At 37.5% G+C, this 20,399-nt stretch carries 19 protein-coding genes; 16 read left to right on the top strand and 3 right to left on the bottom strand.

Going from position 1 to position 20,399, the window contains the following annotated elements; all coding sequences use genetic code 11:
- The first annotated feature begins 55 nt into the window (after positions 1-55).
- Both J690_RS06435 and J690_RS06430 read left to right on the top strand, forming a co-directional pair.
- Positions 56-2,497, top strand: a complete 2,442-nt coding sequence (locus J690_RS06435; protein WP_017386818.1) for an LPS-assembly protein LptD — start codon at positions 56-58, stop codon at positions 2,495-2,497.
- Entirely contained in the window at positions 2,497-3,807 is a 1,311-nt protein-coding gene (locus J690_RS06430) for a peptidylprolyl isomerase (RefSeq protein WP_032034845.1), read from the top strand. The genes J690_RS06435 and J690_RS06430 overlap by 1 nt, the downstream gene beginning before the upstream one ends.
- A gap of 118 nt (positions 3,808-3,925) precedes the next feature.
- Here the strand turns inward: J690_RS06430 and fba are convergent, their stop codons facing one another.
- The 3 genes from fba to J690_RS06415 all read right to left on the bottom strand — a co-directional run bounded on the left by fba (position 3,926) and on the right by J690_RS06415 (position 6,641).
- On the bottom strand, positions 3,926-4,963 hold the full coding sequence (gene fba / locus J690_RS06425; RefSeq protein ID WP_002121428.1) for a class II fructose-bisphosphate aldolase: 1,038 nt from the start codon (positions 4,961-4,963) through the stop codon (positions 3,926-3,928).
- Between the two features lie 121 nt (positions 4,964-5,084).
- A complete protein-coding gene (locus J690_RS06420; protein WP_002121463.1) occupies positions 5,085-5,330 on the bottom strand; it encodes a hypothetical protein in 246 nt (81 codons plus the stop codon).
- A gap of 123 nt (positions 5,331-5,453) precedes the next feature.
- Positions 5,454-6,641 carry a phosphoglycerate kinase gene (locus J690_RS06415; RefSeq protein WP_032034844.1) on the bottom strand — a complete coding sequence of 396 codons (1,188 nt, stop codon included), beginning with the start codon at positions 6,639-6,641 and terminating at the stop codon, positions 5,454-5,456.
- 138 nt (positions 6,642-6,779) lie between these two features.
- Here J690_RS06415 and J690_RS06410 point away from each other — a divergent pair, with 138 nt between their 5' ends.
- From J690_RS06410 to putP, 14 genes are all read left to right on the top strand, one after another.
- Complete coding sequence (locus J690_RS06410; protein WP_002121396.1) at positions 6,780-7,163, top strand: DUF2237 family protein; 384 nt, start codon at positions 6,780-6,782, stop codon at positions 7,161-7,163.
- On the top strand, positions 7,163-7,756 hold the full coding sequence (locus tag J690_RS06405) for a Maf family protein (protein ID WP_032003513.1): 594 nt from the start codon (positions 7,163-7,165) through the stop codon (positions 7,754-7,756). Before J690_RS06410 ends, J690_RS06405 begins: the two co-directional genes overlap by 1 nt.
- Positions 7,757-7,786: 30 nt before the next feature.
- Complete coding sequence (locus J690_RS06400) at positions 7,787-8,950, top strand: ribosomal protein uL16 3-hydroxylase (protein WP_032034841.1); 1,164 nt, start codon at positions 7,787-7,789, stop codon at positions 8,948-8,950.
- A 354-nt stretch (positions 8,951-9,304) separates the two neighbouring features.
- Positions 9,305-9,868, top strand: a complete 564-nt coding sequence (locus J690_RS06395; protein ID WP_002121343.1) for a TetR/AcrR family transcriptional regulator — start codon at positions 9,305-9,307, stop codon at positions 9,866-9,868.
- Positions 9,869-10,336: 468 nt separating this feature from the next.
- Positions 10,337-10,648 (top strand): ArsR/SmtB family transcription factor, encoded by a 312-nt coding sequence (locus J690_RS06390; RefSeq protein ID WP_002121379.1) that lies wholly within the window; start codon positions 10,337-10,339, stop codon positions 10,646-10,648.
- Positions 10,649-11,055: 407 nt separating this feature from the next.
- Positions 11,056-12,258, top strand: a complete 1,203-nt coding sequence (gene sstT / locus J690_RS06385) for a serine/threonine transporter SstT (RefSeq protein ID WP_032034838.1) — start codon at positions 11,056-11,058, stop codon at positions 12,256-12,258.
- A gap of 5 nt (positions 12,259-12,263) precedes the next feature.
- Entirely contained in the window at positions 12,264-12,944 is a 681-nt protein-coding gene (locus J690_RS06380; RefSeq protein WP_002121399.1) for a YoaK family protein, read from the top strand.
- A gap of 3 nt (positions 12,945-12,947) precedes the next feature.
- Complete coding sequence (locus J690_RS06375; RefSeq protein WP_002121466.1) at positions 12,948-13,484, top strand: DUF2058 domain-containing protein; 537 nt, start codon at positions 12,948-12,950, stop codon at positions 13,482-13,484.
- Positions 13,485-13,845: 361 nt separating this feature from the next.
- Entirely contained in the window at positions 13,846-15,693 is a 1,848-nt protein-coding gene (locus tag J690_RS06370; protein WP_032034836.1) for an ABC transporter ATP-binding protein, read from the top strand.
- Entirely contained in the window at positions 15,693-16,133 is a 441-nt protein-coding gene (locus J690_RS06365) for a MaoC family dehydratase (RefSeq protein WP_032034833.1), read from the top strand. Before J690_RS06370 ends, J690_RS06365 begins: the two co-directional genes overlap by 1 nt.
- 108 nt (positions 16,134-16,241) lie before the next feature.
- The gene (locus tag J690_RS06360; protein WP_002121430.1) at positions 16,242-17,267 is read left to right on the top strand and encodes an AraC family transcriptional regulator; all 1,026 of its coding nucleotides are present in this window, start codon (positions 16,242-16,244) and stop codon (positions 17,265-17,267) included.
- Positions 17,268-17,304: 37 nt separating this feature from the next.
- Positions 17,305-17,679 (top strand): glycine cleavage system protein GcvH, encoded by a 375-nt coding sequence (gene gcvH, locus J690_RS06355; protein WP_032034831.1) that lies wholly within the window; start codon positions 17,305-17,307, stop codon positions 17,677-17,679.
- 102 nt (positions 17,680-17,781) lie between these two features.
- Complete coding sequence (locus tag J690_RS06350) at positions 17,782-18,489, top strand: SIR2 family NAD-dependent protein deacylase (RefSeq protein ID WP_081405077.1); 708 nt, start codon at positions 17,782-17,784, stop codon at positions 18,487-18,489.
- Positions 18,490-18,901: 412 nt separating this feature from the next.
- Complete coding sequence (putP, locus tag J690_RS06345) at positions 18,902-20,392, top strand: sodium/proline symporter PutP (RefSeq protein ID WP_032034828.1); 1,491 nt, start codon at positions 18,902-18,904, stop codon at positions 20,390-20,392.
- Positions 20,393-20,399 lie beyond the last annotated feature (7 nt).

Raw genomic sequence — 20,399 nt, 5'->3', positions numbered from 1 at the left:
TCTCTATGATGCGACAATAATTAATTGTGAATTAGCATACTTGGTTAATGAGACAATGAAGCATCAGTTTAAATTTAATCCTTTAGCGACAGCTATTTTTACGCTCTTATGTGGCTCCATACAATCAAGTTATGCTGAGTCAACTGATGTTGTCTCCAATATAGACAATAATCAACTTAAAGCGAGCATCAAGGAAGCTTACCCAGGTCAAGAATTCTTTCAGCAATATTATGTTGATAAATCTGCACCTGAAGCCCAGCTTCGTGACAATAAATATTTAAGCTCGGCATTTTGCCAAGGCACATGGGTTACACCGATTAACCCTGAGACCAAAGCTTTAGACGCCGACAAAGCGACTTCTGTCGTTACGGCTAACTACGGACATTACAATCCAGCGGGTGATTCTGTTTTAGAAGGTGATGTCGTTATTGATCAAGAAGGACGCACAGTTCGTGCTGACAAAGTAACGATTGATAAGACCCAAACCTTTGCGCATGCACAAGGTCGAGTACAGTTAGCTCAAGGCGGGTTACTTTCACAGAGTGATGAAATTAATTACAACCTAAAAACCCAAACCGGGAATTTAGACAATAGTTTTTATATTTCTGAACAGCAACATGCTCATGGTCATGCAGGAAAAATCGAAAGAACCTCACCAAACGTTATGGTTCTTAATGATGCAACCTATACGACTTGCCCACCAGGCCAAAAACCTGGTTGGAAAATCCAAGCCAATAAAATTGAGTTAAATCAGGAAACTGGACGCGGCGTAACTCGTGGAACAAAATTATATGTTAAGGACGTTCCTGTTCTAGCTGTTCCCTATTTTAACTTCCCGATTGACGACCGCCGTACTACAGGTATTCTCAACCCACAATTTGGTTTCTCAAATGATGGTGGTGTTGAGCTTTCTGTTCCGGTTTATTTAAATCTTGCACCTAACTACGATCTGACACTTACTCCGCGATATTTAGCAGACCGTGGTGCAATGCTAAAAGGTGAATTTAGATATTTAACTGATGGCTTTGGTGCTGGGGAAATGTGGGGTGGCATCTTGCCATCTGACAAAGGTTATGATGACAAAGATCGTAAAGATTTCCATTTTTTACATAATTGGGATATCAACGATCAGTGGTCTACTAACCTCGAATATAACTATGCATCAGATAAAGATTACTTCTCTGACTTAGATAGCAGTCCTAACTCTAAAACAGATCTTAACTTACGTAGGGCTTGGGAACTTAATTATCAACATGGTATTCCGGGTTTAAAAGCACAGCTTAAGGTCGAAGATTTCCAGACACTTGATCCTGAAGTTGCAGATGCAGATAAACCATACGCGCGTTTACCACAATTCTTATTAAATTACGTCACTGGTAATCCACTAGGACTACAATACGAATTTAATAACGACACTGCTTACTTTAAGAAATCAATTAATGATGATTCTGCTCAAGAAAGTAGTGGTACACGTATTTATAACCAGTTCGCAACGCGTTATAACTACCGTACACCGGCAGCTTTTGTGATTCCTGAAGTCTCTGTACGTTCTATTCAAACGTTTTATGATAAGGACAGTATCGCATCTCAAAATCTAGATGGTGGTTCCGAAAACAAATCAGTCGTTGTACCTCAATTCACGTTAGACACTGGACTGAACTTTGAACGTGATGGTAAGTACTTACAAACACTTACACCACGTGCTTTCTATGCATATGCGCCATACAAAAATCAAGATGGTTATCCTAACTTTGACTCAACTACTGCGTCAGTAAGTTATGATCAATTATTTAACCCTTACCGTTTTTATGGTCATGACCGCCTAGAAGACAATAACTTTTTATCCTTGGGTGTAAGTTATAGCCTCTTTGACACAGTAGGCTTAGAACGTTTACGGGCAAGTGTAGGTCAAAGTTACTATTTCGAAGACCGTCGTGTCACCTTACAACGACAACAAGATGAAATTGATACTGAACGCAACACAGGTCCTGTTGTGAGCCTATCAAGCCAGCTTAACCAAAACTTTACCATTGCTGCCAACTCAGCTTGGATGTCGAATGGTGACAATGCTCAACGTGACTTCCAACTTTACTACACAGGTGATAAAGGAAATCTATATAACCTAGGCTATTTCTATCGTAAAGATATTCCTGGTCGTCAAGATACTTATGACCAAGTTGTTGCATCGTTTATACAACCAATTAAAGACAATTGGCGTATTATGGGCCACGTACAATATGACATGGACAATGATGTTGCCCGTGAACTCTTGTTAGGAGTTAACTATGAGTCATGTTGCTGGGGTATTTCTGTCTATGGCCGTTCATACTATAACGATCTAGACGATCCAAAATCTCCAGATGTTAGTGAAAAGCGCGCGATCATGGCCGAAATTACACTAAAAGGTTTAGGTGGTTTAAACAATAAACTCGCGTCTTTACTTGAAAATCGCGTTTTAGGTTTTAACAAAATTAATCAATCTTGGACACAACGTTAATGAAGACAAAGCATCTTAAACAGTTTTTTAAAGCAACTACACTTGCTGCCCTAATCTCTTCATCAATGCATAGTTTTGCCCAACCCGCTGATGAAGTTGTGGCAATTGTGGACAATAGCGTAATTTTAAAAAGCGATCTTCAACAAGGTATGGCTGAAGCAGCTCATGAACTTCAAGCTCAAAAAAAAGAAGTGCCACCTCAGCAATACTTGCAGTTTCAAGTATTAGATCAACTCATCTTGCGTGAGGCACAACTTGAACAAGTTAAAAAATATGGCATCAAACCTGATGAAAAAAGCTTAAATGAAGCAGTCTTAAAAGTAGCAAGTCAATCTGGAAGTAAAAGTTTAGAAGCTTTCCAGCAAAAATTGGATGCTATGGCACCAGGAACTTATGAAAGTTTACGTGGCCGAATCGCTGAGGATTTAGCGATTAGTCGTTTGCGCCAACAACAAGTGATGTCTCGTATTAAAATTAGTGATCAAGATGTAGAAAACTTCTTAAAATCACCTCAGGGACAAGCTGCGTTAGGTAATCAAGCACATGTAATTCATATGCGCATTTCTGGTGACAATGCACAAGAAGTTCAATCTGTAGCTCAAGAAGTGCGTTCAAAGCTTGCTCAAAGTAATGATATAAATGCTTTGAAAAAACTTTCAACTGCAAATGTAAAAGTTGAAGGTGCTGATATGGGTTTCCGCCCACTGTCTGATATTCCTGCTGAACTTGCGGCTCGTATTACACCATTACAAGATGGGCAAACGACTGACTTAGTTTTAGTACGTGATGGTGTACATGTTTTAAAGCTTCTTGAACGCAAACAAAATGAGCAAAAAGCTTTAGTACCTCAATTTCAAACCCGCCACATTCTCATTCAGCCATCTGAAGTAGTGACTCTTGAGAATGCTAAGCAAATTATTGATAACATCTATAAACGCTTAAAAGCTGGTCAAGATTTTGCAACACTTGCAGCAACCTATTCAAATGACACAGGTTCAGCACGTGATGGGGGAAGTTTGGGTTGGGTAACACCTGGAATGATGGTTCCTGAATTTGATAAAAAAATGCAGGAAATTCCTGTAGGTGAAATTAGCGAACCGTTCCAAACTCAATTCGGCTGGCATATCTTACAAGTAACAGATAAACGTGAAAAAGATATGACGCACGAATATCAAGAGCGTATGGCACGTCAAATTTTAGGTGAACGCCAATTCAACACTGAGATTGATAGCTGGTTACGTGAAGTACGTGCAAATGCATATGTAGAAATCAAAGATCCAAGTCTAGACAAAAAGAACTTACAAAAGTAACTCTTTTTCTCTTTATTAAAACCTGTGTTTGTCACAGGTTTTTTTATGCATGAAATTTACATAATAAAAAACCGGTTATATAAATAACCGGTTTCTATAAATTAAACCCTAACGGGAATTATTTATAGCGATCAACCATTTTCTCTAAAGAAATCGGGCGAATCTTGTCAGCATTTCCAGCTGTACCAAACGCTTCATAACGATCAATACAAATTTGCTTCATTGAATCTACAGTTTTAGCAAAGTATTTACGTGGATCGAATTCAGCTGGGTTTTCAGCCATAAACTGACGAATTGCACCAGTAGATGCTAAACGTAAGTCTGTATCGATATTGATCTTACGCACACCATGTTTAATTGCTTCTACAAGCTGTTCAACAGGTACACCATAAGTCTCTTTAATATCACCACCAAACTCATTGATTACTTTCAACCACTCTTGCGGCACAGAACTTGAACCATGCATAACAAGATGAGTATTTGGTAACGCTGCATGAATTTCTTTAATGCGGTCAATTGCCAAGATATCACCTGTAGGTGGACGAGTGAACTTGTAAGCACCATGTGAAGTACCTACAGCAATCGCTAATGCATCTACATTAGTATCGGCAACAAACTGAGTCGCTTCTTCAACAGAAGTAAGAAGTTGTGAGTGATCAAGTACACCTTCTGCACCAACACCGTCTTCTTCGCCAGCCATACCAGTTTCAAGGCTACCTAAACAGCCAATCTCACCTTCGACAGAAACACCACATGCATGTGCTAAAGCAACAACATTACGAGTTACATCAACGTTGTATTCGTAAGAAGTAGGTGTTTTACCATCTGTACCTAATGAACCGTCCATCATCACTGAGCTAAAGCCAAGCTGAATTGAACGCTGACAGATATCAGGGCTTGTTCCATGGTCTTGATGCATTACCACTGGAATATGTGGCCATTCTTCAATTGCAGCCAAAATAAGATGGCGTAAGAATGGAGCGCCTGCATATTTGCGAGCTCCAGCTGATGCTTGAACAATTACAGGTGAATTGGTTGCATCCGCGGCAAGCATAATTGCACGCATTTGTTCTAAGTTATTTACGTTAAATGCTGGTACGCCGTAGTTATGTTCAGCAGCGTGATCCAAGAGCTGGCGCATTGAAATGAGTGCCATAATATCCTCCCAGGTAGTGCGGCTTATTCTACCCTGTCATTTATTTCAATTCAGCAACAAATCACAGTATTTCAAAAAAAATCCCCGCATTTGCAGGGATTTTTTAACAAAAAACAACAAATTAATGTGTTTCTGAAGCAGCAGCCTCACTTGGCGCACTACCTTCAACCACATCTGTATTCTTTTCATCTAGAACTGGCTTATCAATCGCATCAATTGCTGCTTGTTGCTCAGGCGTTACTTTTTCAGAAACAGCAGTAGATGCAGCTGATTCTTGCCCCGCTTGAGATGCTTCATCTTTCTTAGCACAAGCAGTCAACATCATCGGTACAATTAACATAGCAGCAAATGTAAGCTTTAAATTCATCACTATTTTCCACAGTTGGTGATTTAATACTCGACATTTTATTGCAAATATATGACAGTTTAATGACTTATCAATGAAAAAGGGATTGGTTACCCAATCCCTTCTTATTTCTATATAACAGTATTAAGCACGTTCAAGCAAAACAGCAACTGCTGGCAATGTTTTTCCTTCAACAAACTCAAGGAATGCACCACCACCTGTAGAAATATAACCAATTTGGTCAGCTACGTTATATTTATCAATCGCAGCTAATGTATCTCCACCACCAGCAATCGAGAATCCTTCAGATTGAGCAACAGCAAGAGAAAGCGCTTTGGTACCTTCACCAAATTGATCTACTTCAAATACACCTACTGGACCATTCCAAAGGATCGTTTTTGATGTTGTTAAAATATCAGCAAATGCTTTAGCTGTTTCTGGACCAACGTCTAAAATCATATCATTTGCAGTCACATCTTCTACTTTCTTCACAACAGCTTGAGCTGCTGCTAAAGAACCTAAGAAATCTTCAAAATTAATTTGCGATGCATCAGCAACTACAACATCTGTAGGAAGTGGAACACTTACTTTAGCAGCAATTTGTTTAGCAGTTTCAACCAAGTCAGCTTCATATAATGATTTACCAACGTTAAAGCCAGCAGCTGCTAAGAATGTATTTGCAATACCGCCACCAACGATCAGTTGATCACAGATACTAGAAAGTGAGTTTAAAACATCGAGTTTAGTTGAAACTTTAGAACCAGCAACAATTGCAACCATTGGTTTTTCAGGAGTTTGCATTGCACGGCCTAGTGCATCCAACTCAGCAGCCAACAAAGGACCAGCAGCAGCAACTGGAGCGAAACGAGCTACACCTTCAGTAGATGCTTCTGCACGATGAGCAGTACCAAATGCATCCATAACAAATACGTCACATAATGCAGCATATTTTTGAGCGAGCTCTGGATTATTTTTCTTTTCGCCATGGTTAAAGCGTACATTTTCAAGCAATACAACTTGACCAGCTTCAACTTCAACGCCTTCTAGATAATCTGTTAGTAATTTAACTTCTTGGCTCAATACTTCTGTTAAATAAGCAGCAACTGGTGCAAGTGATTGTTCTGGCTTTGGTTCACCTTCAACAGGACGACCTAGATGTGAACATACCATCACTGCTGCACCTTTATCTAAAGCAGCTTTAATAGTTGGTAATGCTGCACGTAAGCGAGCATCGCTAGTGATCACACCATTTTTGACAGGAACGTTTAAATCTTCACGAATAAGGACACGTTTGCCTGTTAAGTTAAGGTCAGTCATACGCTGAAAATTCATGTAAAGCTCTCTTTATGATTTTAAAAACGCGCCAATTTTAAATGATTACATCAAAAAAGGTTAGTTTTTTTGCATAAAAGCTGTAGAAAGCCCCAGTTTTGATTATGATAGAGGTAGTTATTTGATATTTCACCCATTATGTCTATTCATCCAGATCCACAAATCAATCGCTTAAATGTTTTAGGGGAACCTTTAGCAAGTTGTTGCTTTGACCCTATTACAGGCTATTTTAGAAATGGTTTCTGCCACACAGCAGTAACAGACCTTGGTCAGCATACCGTATGTGCACAAATGACCTCTGATTTCTTAAATTTCTCTCAGAAAATTGGTAATGATCTTATTACTCCTTTGCCAGAAGTAGGTTTCCCTGGTCTGAAACCGGGTGATTTCTGGTGTATCTGCGTAACTCGCTGGGTAGAGGCTTATCAAGCGGGTGAAGCCCCTCCTATTAAAATACATGCATGTCATCAAGCTGTATTAAGCTATGTACCTTTAGATGTATTAATGGAATTTGCAGTGTAATGGTTCAGCCACAAATTATTTTGGCTTCGAGTAGTCAAACTCGCAAAGACTTAATGGACCGTCTTGGAATTAATTATATTTGTATTAGTCCCGATATTGATGAAAGTCCTCGCGATGAAACCCATGCCGATGAACTTGCAAAAAGGCTCGCTTTCACAAAAGCTCAGGTGATTGCTGAACAGAACCCATCAGCCATCGTTATTGGTTCAGATCAAGTTGCTTGGCGAGAACATGCTCCGCATGACTTTATTGGCAAACCGATGACTAGTGAAAATGCTAAAGCACAACTAGCCGAAAATTCTGGTCGAACTGTTTTTTTTAGTACAGCGCTTAGCGTGCAATGGCTCGATAGAAACTTTGAACAAACGCTCGTTGAACATTATCAAGTTAAATTTCGAAACCTGAATCAAGCTGAAATTGAACGATACGTTTTATTAGATCAGCCACTACATTGCGCTGGCAGCTTTAAGTGTGAAAGTTTAGGAATTAGCTTGTTTGAAAAAATGATAGGCCAAGACCAGACCACACTTATGGGTCTCCCTATGATTCAACTTTGCCATATTTTAAGGCAACTTGATCTACAAATTCCTTAATTCTAGATATTTTATAAATAGGTTATTTCCATGACAGAACCTTTAACAGTTTTAGGCGGTATTACTGCCGAGCAATTTTTAGCAGAGTATTGGCAGAAAAAACCTTTACTGGTGCGTAACGGATTACCAGAAATTATAGGTCTTTTACAACCTCAGGATGTGCAAGAACTTGCCTTGGAAGAACATGCAAGTGCCAGACTGATTCGCCAAAAAGATAAAAATCCAAATGAATGGCACGTAAAGTCTTCACCTTTAACCAAAGGTGATTTTCAAAAGCTACCAAAATTATGGTCAATTTTAGTACAGGCAGTAGATCACTACTCTTTTGATCTTTCTGAACTTTGGAAAAAATTTCCTTTTATTCCTCAATGGCGCCGCGACGATATTATGGTGTCTTATGCACCTAAGGGTGGTTCAGTTGGGAAACATTTCGATTTTTATGATGTGTTTTTAGTTCAGGGTCATGGTCATCGTCGCTGGCAGCTAGGTCAAATGTGCGATGTAAATACTACATTTGTACCCAGTCAACCATTAAAACTTTTGCCAGAAATAGATGTGCAATTTGATGAAGTTTTAGCACCAGGTGATTTACTCTATGTTCCACCTGGAATGGCACATTATGGGGTTGCCGAAGATGACTGCTTAACTTTCTCATTTGGCTTTCGCATGCCAAACATTGCAGGAATGATGGAACGCATTAGCGATCAATTTTCAGCCAATACTTTACTTCAAAATCCTGTTATAGACATCGCACGCAAACAAATGAGTCAAATTGGTGAAATTAACTCAACTGAACTAAGCTATCTAAAAGACTTAGTTTTAGCTCAGTTGCAAGACTCTGCAGCACTTGATGCAGCAATCATGTCTTATATGAGCGAACCTAAATATCCAGATAATATTCCAGAACCTGATGAGATCGAAGCCGATGATCTTCAAGAGATCTTACATGAAGGTTATGAAGTTCTATTAGAACCTGCCTCTCGCCTACTTTATACAGAAAATAACGGAATTCTAAACTTCTGGGGAAATGGCGAAGCGCTATGTATAGCTGAAACTTTCGCACCAAAATTAAAAGCTATTGCTGATGGAGAAAGCTTAGCTTTCGATAGCGAATTTAATGAGCTTGAAATCCTTGAAAATGTTGCTTACTTACTCAATGAATCTATTTTGATGCTTTTACCACCTTCAGAGTAAGAAACTTAATAAAAGTGGACTTTTCAAAGCAACGGGAAGTCCACTTTTAAATTAGCCGACAAATTCAAAAATAGATTTGTTTTTTTGTTTATTAATTTTCCTTTTTAAATTTTAAAATCGACTTATCGCAAAAATATTGGAGTTAAAAGATTTTGAAAAAGGAAGTATGATTATTTAAATATATAGCCTAAAACTCTTTGCCATTCCCCTAAAAGTAAAACTTCAGCGTTTAAAAAAATAATATCTTTTTTCTATCAATAACAAACAATACCTTGTAAAATTAAATTATCTAGATTCTCATTGATAAAGATCACCGTTCAAGCTAATAGCAATTCATTTGTGAGAGGCTAAAATATGTCGAAAAAAGATGACATTATTAACACCGCATTAAGACTTTTTAACTCGTATAGCTATAATTCTATAGGTGTAGATCGCATCATTAATGAATCTGGCGTTGCAAAAATGACTTTCTATAAGCATTTTCCATCAAAAGAAAAATTAATTGAAGAGTGTCTACTTCTTCGAAATACGCTTCTACAAAACTCTCTTACTTCTGCCTTATCAAAACATGATGAGTTAGACCCTCTTGCGAGAATTAAAGCAGTATTTTTATGGTATTCCGACTGGTTTAATAGTGAAGATTTTAATGGCTGCATGTTTCAAAAAGCCTTGGAAGAGGTTTTAAAACAATATCCTTCAACACATCAACCTGCCACTTTGTATAAAGCTTGGTTGACCCAACTCATGCAAAATCTTCTTAACCAGTATGATGTAAAAGAGCCAGTTCCCCTATCTTTACTACTCGTTAATATTTTGGAAGGTATGACCATACAGGCTCAAGTCGAACATGGTTCAATAAAAATTAATGATTACTGGACTCGAGTAGAAAAATTAATCGATTTCGAAAGAGCAGCATAAAAATAAAGCGTGATATTCTTCTTCTTATATTTAATGATTCTTCTTATGTATCACGCTGCGTCTGAAAGTCATTTTGGTTCACAATTAGACGTTTTTTTCGACCTTACCGAACCAAAATATACAGACCTGTCTGTACAAAACAGATTATATATTTAAAAAATAAAAACTCAATCCTTTTTTATGATTTGTCTCAAGATAAATTAGATTTAACTATTTATTGAAAGCAAATTGAAATTGTTTTAGGTTGACTTCGTTTCACTTATACTTAACAATTACACTTATAACACAAAGCAACATTTTAGACACAAAAGAAATACAAATAGTTGTTTTTAATTAGAAAGACTACTTATTTATCAATTCCCCTTATATTGCTTTTCAACAAAAACAATTGGATTGATTAGTTTTGCTACATTCATTTTCATAAGATCAATCTATACTATGCCCGCTATATTGATATAGGTATAAAGTATGAAAGATGGACTCCAAATCGAAGAAATGAAAAATGCGGCTGACTCAGTCGTTGGAATTCTTAAATCTTTGGCTAATACAGATCGTTTATTAATTTTATGTCACTTAGCTTATGAGGAGTTAAATGTTTCTCAAATTGAAGAGAAAACCCAAATTACCCAGCCCACTCTTTCACAACAACTTATGATGCTACGCAAAAGTGATGTTGTATCAACCCGTCGTGATGGCAAGCAAATTTTTTATTCAATTAAGGATGACAATATGCATTCAATTTTAAATACGCTTCATCAGCTGTACTGTGCAAGTAAATAATATTTTTTAAATTATAAATTATAATAATAGTAGTAACTTCCTGAAATATGCGATTTTTCAGCTTGAAAGCTTAGAGTCCAATCCAAGCACAAAGTTTTGAAAATTCGCGTAGCTTTTCTAAAAAGCTCAACCATATTTAACTTTTTGCCCCTATATTGTCTTTAGCCTATTCCATGCTTTCACAGCTTTTTGATATACCTCGTTTTTTAATGAGCAATTAACAAGCAAAACCACCAACTATAAAATTAAAAATATTAAATTAAGGCCAATAAAAACAAATATTTAATATTACCATTCAGTATAAATACTTATAGGTGCTATAAAAAAGCTTAAGATTCACATCACTTAAGTATAAAATACTCCGCTTGTTCAACCTTTAGCCATGATTAGGTTAATAAGGCCTTTATATGCTTGCATTCTTTTCTCGATTAAGCTTAGTCACTAAGATTATTATTGCCATTATTCTAGGGATAGGCGTTGCATTACTATTTCCGAACGTTACGCCTTACTTAAGTTTATTTGGTGAGCTTTTCATTAAAGCCTTAAAGTCGGTTGCCCCTATTTTAGTTTTTGTATTGGTGCTTTCTTCAATTGCCAACTTCCAAGTGGGTCATAGCGCCAATTTACGCCCAATCATGATTCTATATGTGGCAGGTATGTTGCTTGCAGCTTTCACAGCTGTGATTGTCAGTCTTTCTTTTCCAAGCACATTATTCCTCAATACAGTTTCACATAATGATTTACAAGCGACTGGTAGTCTCGCAGATATATTAAAAAACTTGCTCTTAAGCTTTATTGCGAACCCTGTTCAAGCAATTAGTGAAGCTAACTTTATTGGTATTTTAGCTTGGGCAATTGGCCTAGGTTTAGCTATGCGTCATAGCTCAGACACCACAAAACAAGTGATGCAGGATGTTTCACATGCTGTAAGTGCTATTATTCATAAAGTAATTGCTTTTGCACCAGTCGGTATTTTCGGATTAGTTGCAGTGACTTTTGCCGATGCGGGCCTTGCAACACTTGAAAGCTATGCACAATTATTAGTGGTATTGTTAGGTACCATGTTCTTTGTTGCATTAGTTATCAACCCTATTCTTGTTGCCCTTACTATACGTGGAAATCCATACCCTCTCGTATTTAAGTGTCTAAAAGAAAGTGGTATTACAGCTTTCTTTACTCGAAGCTCAGCAGCAAACATCCCAGTTAACTTGGATTTAGCAGAGCGTTTAGGTGTTAACCCATCTACAGCTAGTGTGTCTATTCCTTTAGGCGCAACAGTAAATATGGCAGGGGCGGCAGGCACGATTACTGTGCTGACATTAGCTACAGTGCATACGCTTGGCATTCATGTTGATTTTGCGACAATGGTTATTTTATCAGTTGTTGCTACAATTTCAGCTTGTGGTGCTTCTGGTGTTGCAGGCGGTTCTTTACTTCTGATTCCAGTAGCTTGTAGTCTATTTGGTATTTCAACAGAAATTGCTATGCAAGTTGTAGCGGTTGGTATGATTATCAGTGTATTGCAAGACTCTACAGAAACAGCCCTTAACTCATCTACAGATGTATTATTTACCGCAGCTGTAGATATTCGCTCTAAGCAAGCGTCTTAAACAAAATGCCATTTCAACGTCTACCAAACTGGTTCCAACTTGGAGCCTTTTTGCTGGCATTTAATGCCGGAATGATTAATGTCTTAGGGTTAATTACTCTTTTGCATCAATCTATTTCACATATGACTGGCAACGTTAGTATGCTAGCGATGAGTTTGGTAGAGTGGCAACCAGAACATATCATTTTTTTACTTCTGGTGATTATTTGTTATGTTTGCGGTTCATTTTATAGTGGTTTTATTTTAGGTAGTAGTCATTTTCGACTAGGTCGTCGTTATGGCTTACCTTTGAGCCTTGTTGCCTTATTCATTTTCCTTTGCTGGCTATTGCTTCCTTATTTTCCACGCTATGGATTATTATGGGCTTGTACGGCAATGGGGTTACAAAATGCGATGGTAAGCCACTACAAAGGAACGATTATTCGCACTACTCATCTATCTGGTGTGCTGACTGATATTGGTTTAGCACTTGGATATAAAGCCAGAGGCTTAATTGTAGAAAATCGACGTATTGTTTTACATTTACTTATTCTTGCTGGCTTCCTGCTGGGTGGAATTCTTGCCGCCTCAGTACATCCATATTTGAAACTACAATCATTTTTATTGCCAGCAATTTTAAGCTTAGCCTTAAGTATTTCTTACTGGATAGTTTATCTCTATAGTACTTCAACTTCACAAAAGGACTAAGACATGGTTAAAAATGCCTTACAAGCACAGCTATTAAAAGCTGGTTTAGTTGATAATAAAAAAGCAAAAAAATTAACAAAGCAAGCTCATCACGAACAACGTCTTGGGCTAAGTAATGAAGCTGAAATCAAAGCAAATATTGAAAAAGCTCAACAAGAAAAGTTAGCTAAAGATCAGGCTTTAAATTTAGAAAAACAGAAACAGCTTGAAGAAAAAGCACTTAAAGCATCAATCATTCAGATGATTAAGCAGCACAAGATTACTGATTTTGCTGGGGATGTGGCTTATCAATTTATTGATGAAAATAAAATCAAAAAAGTGTATCTATCTCAGCAAGTTTATAATGCACTTGTTGCAGGTAGCCTAGTTATTGCTAAAGATCAAGATCAATACGCCTATCTTCCAAAAGCTTTAGGTGAAAAAATTGATCAAAAAATGCAAGGCTTCATTTTGATTAATAATGCTGAGAAAAACGAACAAGCCACTGATGAGGAAGATCCATATGCAGCATATGTTATTCCAGATGACTTAATGTGGTAATACGATACTTAGGCCTTTATGACCCAAATCTAAAGGCCTTTTCTAATATGTGTAGCTGTAATAATTTAACAGATGTTCAAAATACTAATAAAAAATACTTAAAGAATAAATTCCTTCACCCTTTATCTATTAATCTCGATATAATGAATAATATTTTTAGTCCTCGCGACGTTCTTGAAGATTTCTTCGAGTCTCCATTTTTGCGTCATGTATTAATTTAAGACGTACAACATTATCAGTTCATGTGTATTTGCATATATTCACAAGATCGAAACCCTAAGTGATATTGATCTAACTGACTTTTTGCAAATTAAATTGCAAAGATTTAATTAAGTGGCTTTTGTGTCAAAGGTAGTAATTCATGCTGAAGTGGTTTGAAAAACTTGTAGATCCCTACCCAACTAAAGGTTTAGATGAACCTTTACCGACTCGGTTTTTTCCATTTGTTTGGCAAGCTACGGAAGGCCTACGCCCTTACTTATTCTTACTTATTCTTTTTACAGCAGGTGCTGCAAGCTTTGAAGCCTTACTTTTTTCAAAGATTGGACAACTCGTAGACTGGTTAAGTAAAAGTCATCCAGAAAGCTTTTTAAGTCAGCATGCTACTGATTTACTCATTTTGATTGGTGTTTTATTTACCAACATCTTTTTTGTAAATATTCAATCTATTATCAAACATCAAATTTTATATAGTACCTTCCCAATGCGTTTGCGCTGGCGTTTCCATAACCTTTTATTGAAACAAAGCTTGGACTTTTTCCATAATGACTTTGCAGGACGACTTTCTGCCAAGGTTATGCAAACAGCATTAGCAATCCGTGAGTTCTGGATTATTTTGGGTGACATGTTGGCATACGTCAGCATTTACTTCATTACAGTCAGCATTGTACTTGGCGCAATTTCACCAATTTTACTTATTCCACTTTTAGTTTGGTTAAGTCTTTTTTTATTAAGCGCATGGTTCTTTACCCCCCGCTTAAGTAAAGTTTCTCAGCAACAAGCCGATGCTAGAGCAATCATGACGGGCCGTGTAACAGATGCATACACCAACATCCAAACGGTAAAGCTATTTGCCCATGCTGGTCGTGAAAGCCAATACGCAAAAGCATCTATGAAAGAGTTTATGACTACAGTCTATGCTCAAATGCGCTTAGGTACCCTCTTTGAAGTCAGCATTAATATGTTGTCTGCTGTTTTGTTTGTAGGTGTAATTGGTACCTCTGTTTGGCTATGGACCCAAGGTTTAGCAGCATTAGGTGTAATCGCAGCAACTACTGCAATGATTTTAAAACTTAATAGTATGGCTGAATTTATGATGTGGCATATGTCAGCCTTATTTGAAAATGTTGGAACCATTCAAGATGGTATGCAAACATTAGGTAAAAAAATCAATATTCAAGACAAACCAGATGCGAAATCACTTGCAGTGACCAAAGGTGAGATTGTATTTAAAGATGTAAGCTTTGCTTATAACAATAAAAATGTGATTGATCACTTCAACTTGCATATTAGAGCAGGCGAAAAAATAGGAATTGTGGGCCGTTCTGGCGCAGGAAAGTCTACGCTAATTCAGTTGCTTTTACATTTTTACCATCTTAAGCAAGGTGCTATTTTAATTGATGGCCAAAACATCGAAGATGTAACTCAAGATAGTCTAAGAGCTAATATTGCTTTAGTTACTCAAGATACGTCTTTATTACATCGCTCAGTTGCAGAAAATATTAAATATGGTCGCCCAGATGCCTCTGATGCAGACATGGAGAATGCTGTAAATAAAGCCAAAGCTGCTGAATTTATTCCGCAATTAGTTGATTTAAAAGGACGTAGTGGTTATAACGCTCAAGTAGGCGAACGTGGTGTTAAACTTTCTGGTGGTCAAAGACAGCGTATTGCTATTGCACGTGTTTTCTTAAAAGATGCTCCTATTCTTATTTTAGATGAAGCAACTAGTGCATTAGACTCGGAAGTTGAAGCAGCAATCCAGTCAAGTTTAAATGACCTGATGGTTGATAAAACCGTTATTGCAATTGCACACCGTTTATCTACTATTGCACAAATGGACCGTTTAATCGTTCTTGATGAAGGTCGAATTGCTGAGCAAGGAACTCATGAAGAGTTAATTGCGCAAAATGGTATATACGCACAGTTATGGAAACGTCAAACAGGCGGTTTCCTAATTGAACAAAAAGTATTACAGGGTCAAGATTAATGCTTTATTTAGAAGATTTGAAAATTGGTGATCGTTTCATTAGCCGTGAATATGAAATTACCTTAGATGAAATCAAAAAATTCGCAAGCGCCTATGACCCTCAAACCTTCCATATAGATGAAGAACAAGCTAAACACGATCCAATTTTTCAAGGAATTGCTGCTAGCGGTTGGCATACTTCTGCAATTACTATGCGGTTATGGACGGAATGTATGCCGATTCATGGCGGCCTAATTGGTTCAGAGTCTAGCTTACGGTGGCCACGCCCCACTCGACCAGGTGATAAAATTCATGTGGAAGCAGAAATTTCAGCAATCACACCATCCAAAACAAAATTAGATCGTGGTATTGTAAGTTACGTTACGCAAGCCTTAAATCAAAATGGCGACGTATTACTTATTTCAACAACAAAAATTGTTGTCTTTAAAAAGAATGTTTAAAACATGGTTGATATGATTGTCTAACAGTTTTTATAAACTCAGATTATATTTCATGACAAGATGTGTAAGAAATGCATGTGACAAATTGATGAGAGCAATGGAACGCATATGAAAATTACCTCAGCTCGTCAAGATCAAGGTATTCCGGGAGTCTATGGCTTATTGCTATTAGATGTTGTTTCACGTTGGGGATATAACGATGAAACATTATTTGCTCCATTTCATCTTACTAGTGAGCAACTGGCCGATCCTGATTATCGTATTTCTACACCTGTAGCAAATGAACTAGTTAAACACGCGCTTAATTTAACTGGTGAAACCACGTTGGGGTATCATCTTGGTACTCAAATGCGTATTTCGATTCATGGCTTCATTGGCTATGCGATTATGACAGCCAAAGATATTACAGAAGCAATTGCCCTTGCAGCACGCTTTATTCAACTACGTCTACCTTTTTTACAACTCTATTTTTCAACGTTTGGGCCAAAAGCTACCTTACAATTACAGTGTGACATCGAACTTGAACCTCTAAGAACAGAAATTGTTTTAGGTTTGACCATTGGTATCATGAGTATGGCCAAAGCGATTACGGGTATCGAAGATTTAGCTGGTGATGTAGATTTGGACTTTCCTGAACCAGAAGGTTTTGAAAAGTATAGAAATAAACTAAGCAGCACAATTCGCTTCAACCAGCCACATTTGATTTCAAGTTTTGATAAAAAATACTTAGGAATTAAGTTAGTTAATGCTGATCCTATCGCAAGTCAGGTTGCTATTAATCAGTGCGAAGCCGAACTTTCCGCTTTAGGTGAGCGCCGTCGTTTAGCAATGCGAGTTCGTGATATTTTAAGTAATTCTGAACAACATTATTTAAGCATTGAAAATGTAGCTGAATGTCTACACATGTCAGACCGTACACTAAAGCGCCAATTAGCGGCTGAAGGAACTTCATTTTCTACATTGGTTGATGAAGTGCGCTATCGACATGCAACATCTCTACTTTCACGTACAGATTACAGTCTTGAACAAATTGCAGATGAACTTGGCTATTCAGACGTTGCAAATTTTAGCCGTGCTTTTAAACGCTGGAGTGGCCGTAGCCCAAGCAATTGGCGTAAAGACCCATACTTATAATGTTTAAAACTATTGGACACAAGCTTAAGGAGTTACCATGAATCATCCTTCTGAACTGAAGTATGCACGTACACATGAGTGGGTAAAGATTGAGGGTGATCTTGTTATTACAGGGATTACCGATCATGCACAAGATGAACTTGGCGATTTGGTTTACGTTGAAACTCCGGAAGTTGGGAGTAAAGTTACTGCTGGCGAACAAGCTGGTGTGGTTGAATCAGTAAAAACTGCTTCTGACATCCATGCTCCTGTTTCAGGCACTGTAGTAGAAGTAAATACTGACCTTGAAGATGATCCTGATTTTGTAAATGACGATCCATATGGAAAAGGCTGGATTTATAAAATCAAACCAGACAATATTGCAGATGTTGAAAAACTTTTAACAAATGTAGAATATGAAGCTGGCTTATAAAAGATAGCTATAGCTTTTCATATTTAATAAAAACCAGTTTAGTCTTAAACTGGTTTTTTCTTTATCTATTCAAAATCTATTCAAATTTAGTTTTACGAATCGGTGACTTCTATGACAAAGCTTGTTGTATTCTCTGGCGCTGGCATGAGTGCTGAAAGTGGAATTAGCACTTTTCGTGACAGTAATGGTCTATGGGAAAATTACGACATCCAACAAGTTGCCACACCTGAAGCATGGCAAAAGAACCCTGCTCTAGTTCAACGCTTTTATAATGAGCGACGTAAAAATATTTTAGAGGCTGAACCTAACGAAGCTCATCAATATATTGCCAAACTACAAGACTACTTTGACGTACAAGTGATTACTCAAAATATTGATGATTTACATGAACGGGCTGGAAGTTCCAAAGTTTTACATTTGCATGGAAATATTCGTTTAGCGAAAAGCTCTGGCCCGAATGCACAATTTACAACACAGTTTTACCATATTAATGGTTGGAAGCTAGATTTAGAACAAGACTTTTGCCCAGATGGCTATCCGCTGCGTCCACATGTTGTCTGGTTTGGTGAAGCTGTACCTGCCTATGAAGAAGCAATTCAATTAGTACAGAGTGCAGATATTTTTATTGTGATCGGCTCGACATTAAGCGTATATCCGGTTGCAGCTTTAGTTCATGAAATTTCAAATCAATGTAAAGCTTACTATATAGATCCAAATGCGGATCATCTGCGTGTTCCTCACCAATATGAATTGTTAAAGATGTCAGCGACTCAAGGAATGCATAGACTTTTTGAAAATTTAATAGGCTAATTGCTATTTTTAGACACTAAATAAGCCTAACTTGAATAAAAAAAATTATTAATTGAACAAAAAATTGTCGATTTTTTTAACTTTATTCTAAATTTCTATAAATTTTTTTTGACCAATAGTCTATTTATAACTCTATATCGATTTATTTTTTTAGAAAATGACATTTTTTTGCTGAAAAAAATTAAAAAAATAAATATTAAAAAATTATAAGTTAATGATTAATATTATAATTTTACATCTTTAAAAGTAATTTATTTTAAGTTACACAATGATACAAAAGTACAATATAAAAATAACAGTGCAAAAAAAATCTTTTGTGGTTGAATCTCAACCTCTTGGATGCCGTACAAGAAAACAGCGACCTGGATTAGGTTACAATCACGGATTATGGATATAAGGACACACATCCATTATGAGTTATTTTGATCCCACCCTCATCATGTTTATGGTGTACATCGTAGCAATGGTACTTATCGGCTTATTTGCCTACCGTGCTACAAGCGACTTCTCAGATTATATTCTCGGTGGTCGTAGTTTAGGCAGTTTCGTAACTGCATTATCCGCAGGCGCATCAGACATGAGTGGTTGGCTGCTCATGGGTTTACCAGGCGCGATTTATCTTTCTGGTTTATCTGAAGCGTGGATTGCAATTGGTCTGATTATCGGTGCTTGGCTTAACTGGCTACTGGTTGCTGGTCGATTACGCGTTCATACTGAAGTCCAAAATAATGCACTCACGTTGCCAGATTATTTTACAAGTCGTTTTGACGATCAGAAAAAAGTACTTCGTATTTTCTCTGCCGTTATCATCTTGGTTTTCTTCGCAATTTATTGTGCTTCAGGCATGGTAGCAGGCGCCCGTTTATTTGAAAATTTATTCGGGATGTCTTACAACACAGCTATTTGGCTCAGTGCTATCGCGACTATCAGTTATGTTTGTATTGGTGGATTCTTAGCAATTAGCTGGACCGATACGTTCCAAGCTGGCTTAATGATTTTTGCTCTGTTGTTAACACCAATTGTGACTTACCTTGCAATTGGCGATACGACTCATTTCGTTACGCTCATTGAAACTGCTCGTCCGCATGCGTTTAACATCATCTCAGATTTAAGTGTTGTGGCGGTTCTCTCCTCCATGGCATGGGGCTTAGGTTACTTTGGCCAGCCACATATTCTTGTGCGTTTCATGGCTGCTGACTCTGTAAAATCAATTCCTGCTGCTCGTCGTATTGGCATGACTTGGATGATCTTGTGTTTAGTTGGTGCTGTCGGCGCTGGTTTCTTCGGTATTGCTTACTTTGAGCAACACCCTGAACTAGCAGCAGTTGTAAGCAAAAACCCTGAAACAGTATTTATGGAATTGACTAAAATCTTATTCAATCCATGGATTGTAGGTATCATTTTGGCTGCAATTTTAGCAGCCGTGATGAGTACATTGAGCTGTCAGCTTTTGGTATGTTCAAGTGCATTAACAGAAGATTTATACAAAGGTTTCATTCGTAAGAATGCATCTCAGAAAGAGCTTGTATGGGTTGGCCGTGTTATGGTTCTTGCGATTGCTGTTCTTGCGATTGCTCTTGCTGGTAACCCAGACAGTAAAGTTCTTGGCCTTGTTGCTTATGCATGGGCTGGTTTCGGTGCTGCATTTGGTCCGCTTATCATCTTGTCACTATTCTGGAAACGTATGAATTTACAAGGTGCTTTAGCAGGTATGATCGTTGGTGCAGTTGTAGTGATTGGCTGGAAAAATCTTTTCGCAGACACTGGTGTTTACGAAATTATCCCAGGCTTTATCCTTGCATTTATCAGCATCATTGTAGTGAGTCTCTTAACTAAAGCGCCAAATACGACAGTAACTGGCCGCTTTGAAAAAGCAGATGAACTCTACAAAGAAAGCGTATAAGTTATTG

Source organism: Acinetobacter sp. 742879, from assembly GCF_000588535.1.
Lineage (GTDB): Bacteria > Pseudomonadota > Gammaproteobacteria > Pseudomonadales > Moraxellaceae > Acinetobacter > Acinetobacter pittii.
This window is presented reverse-complemented; position numbering and strand designations above follow the sequence as displayed.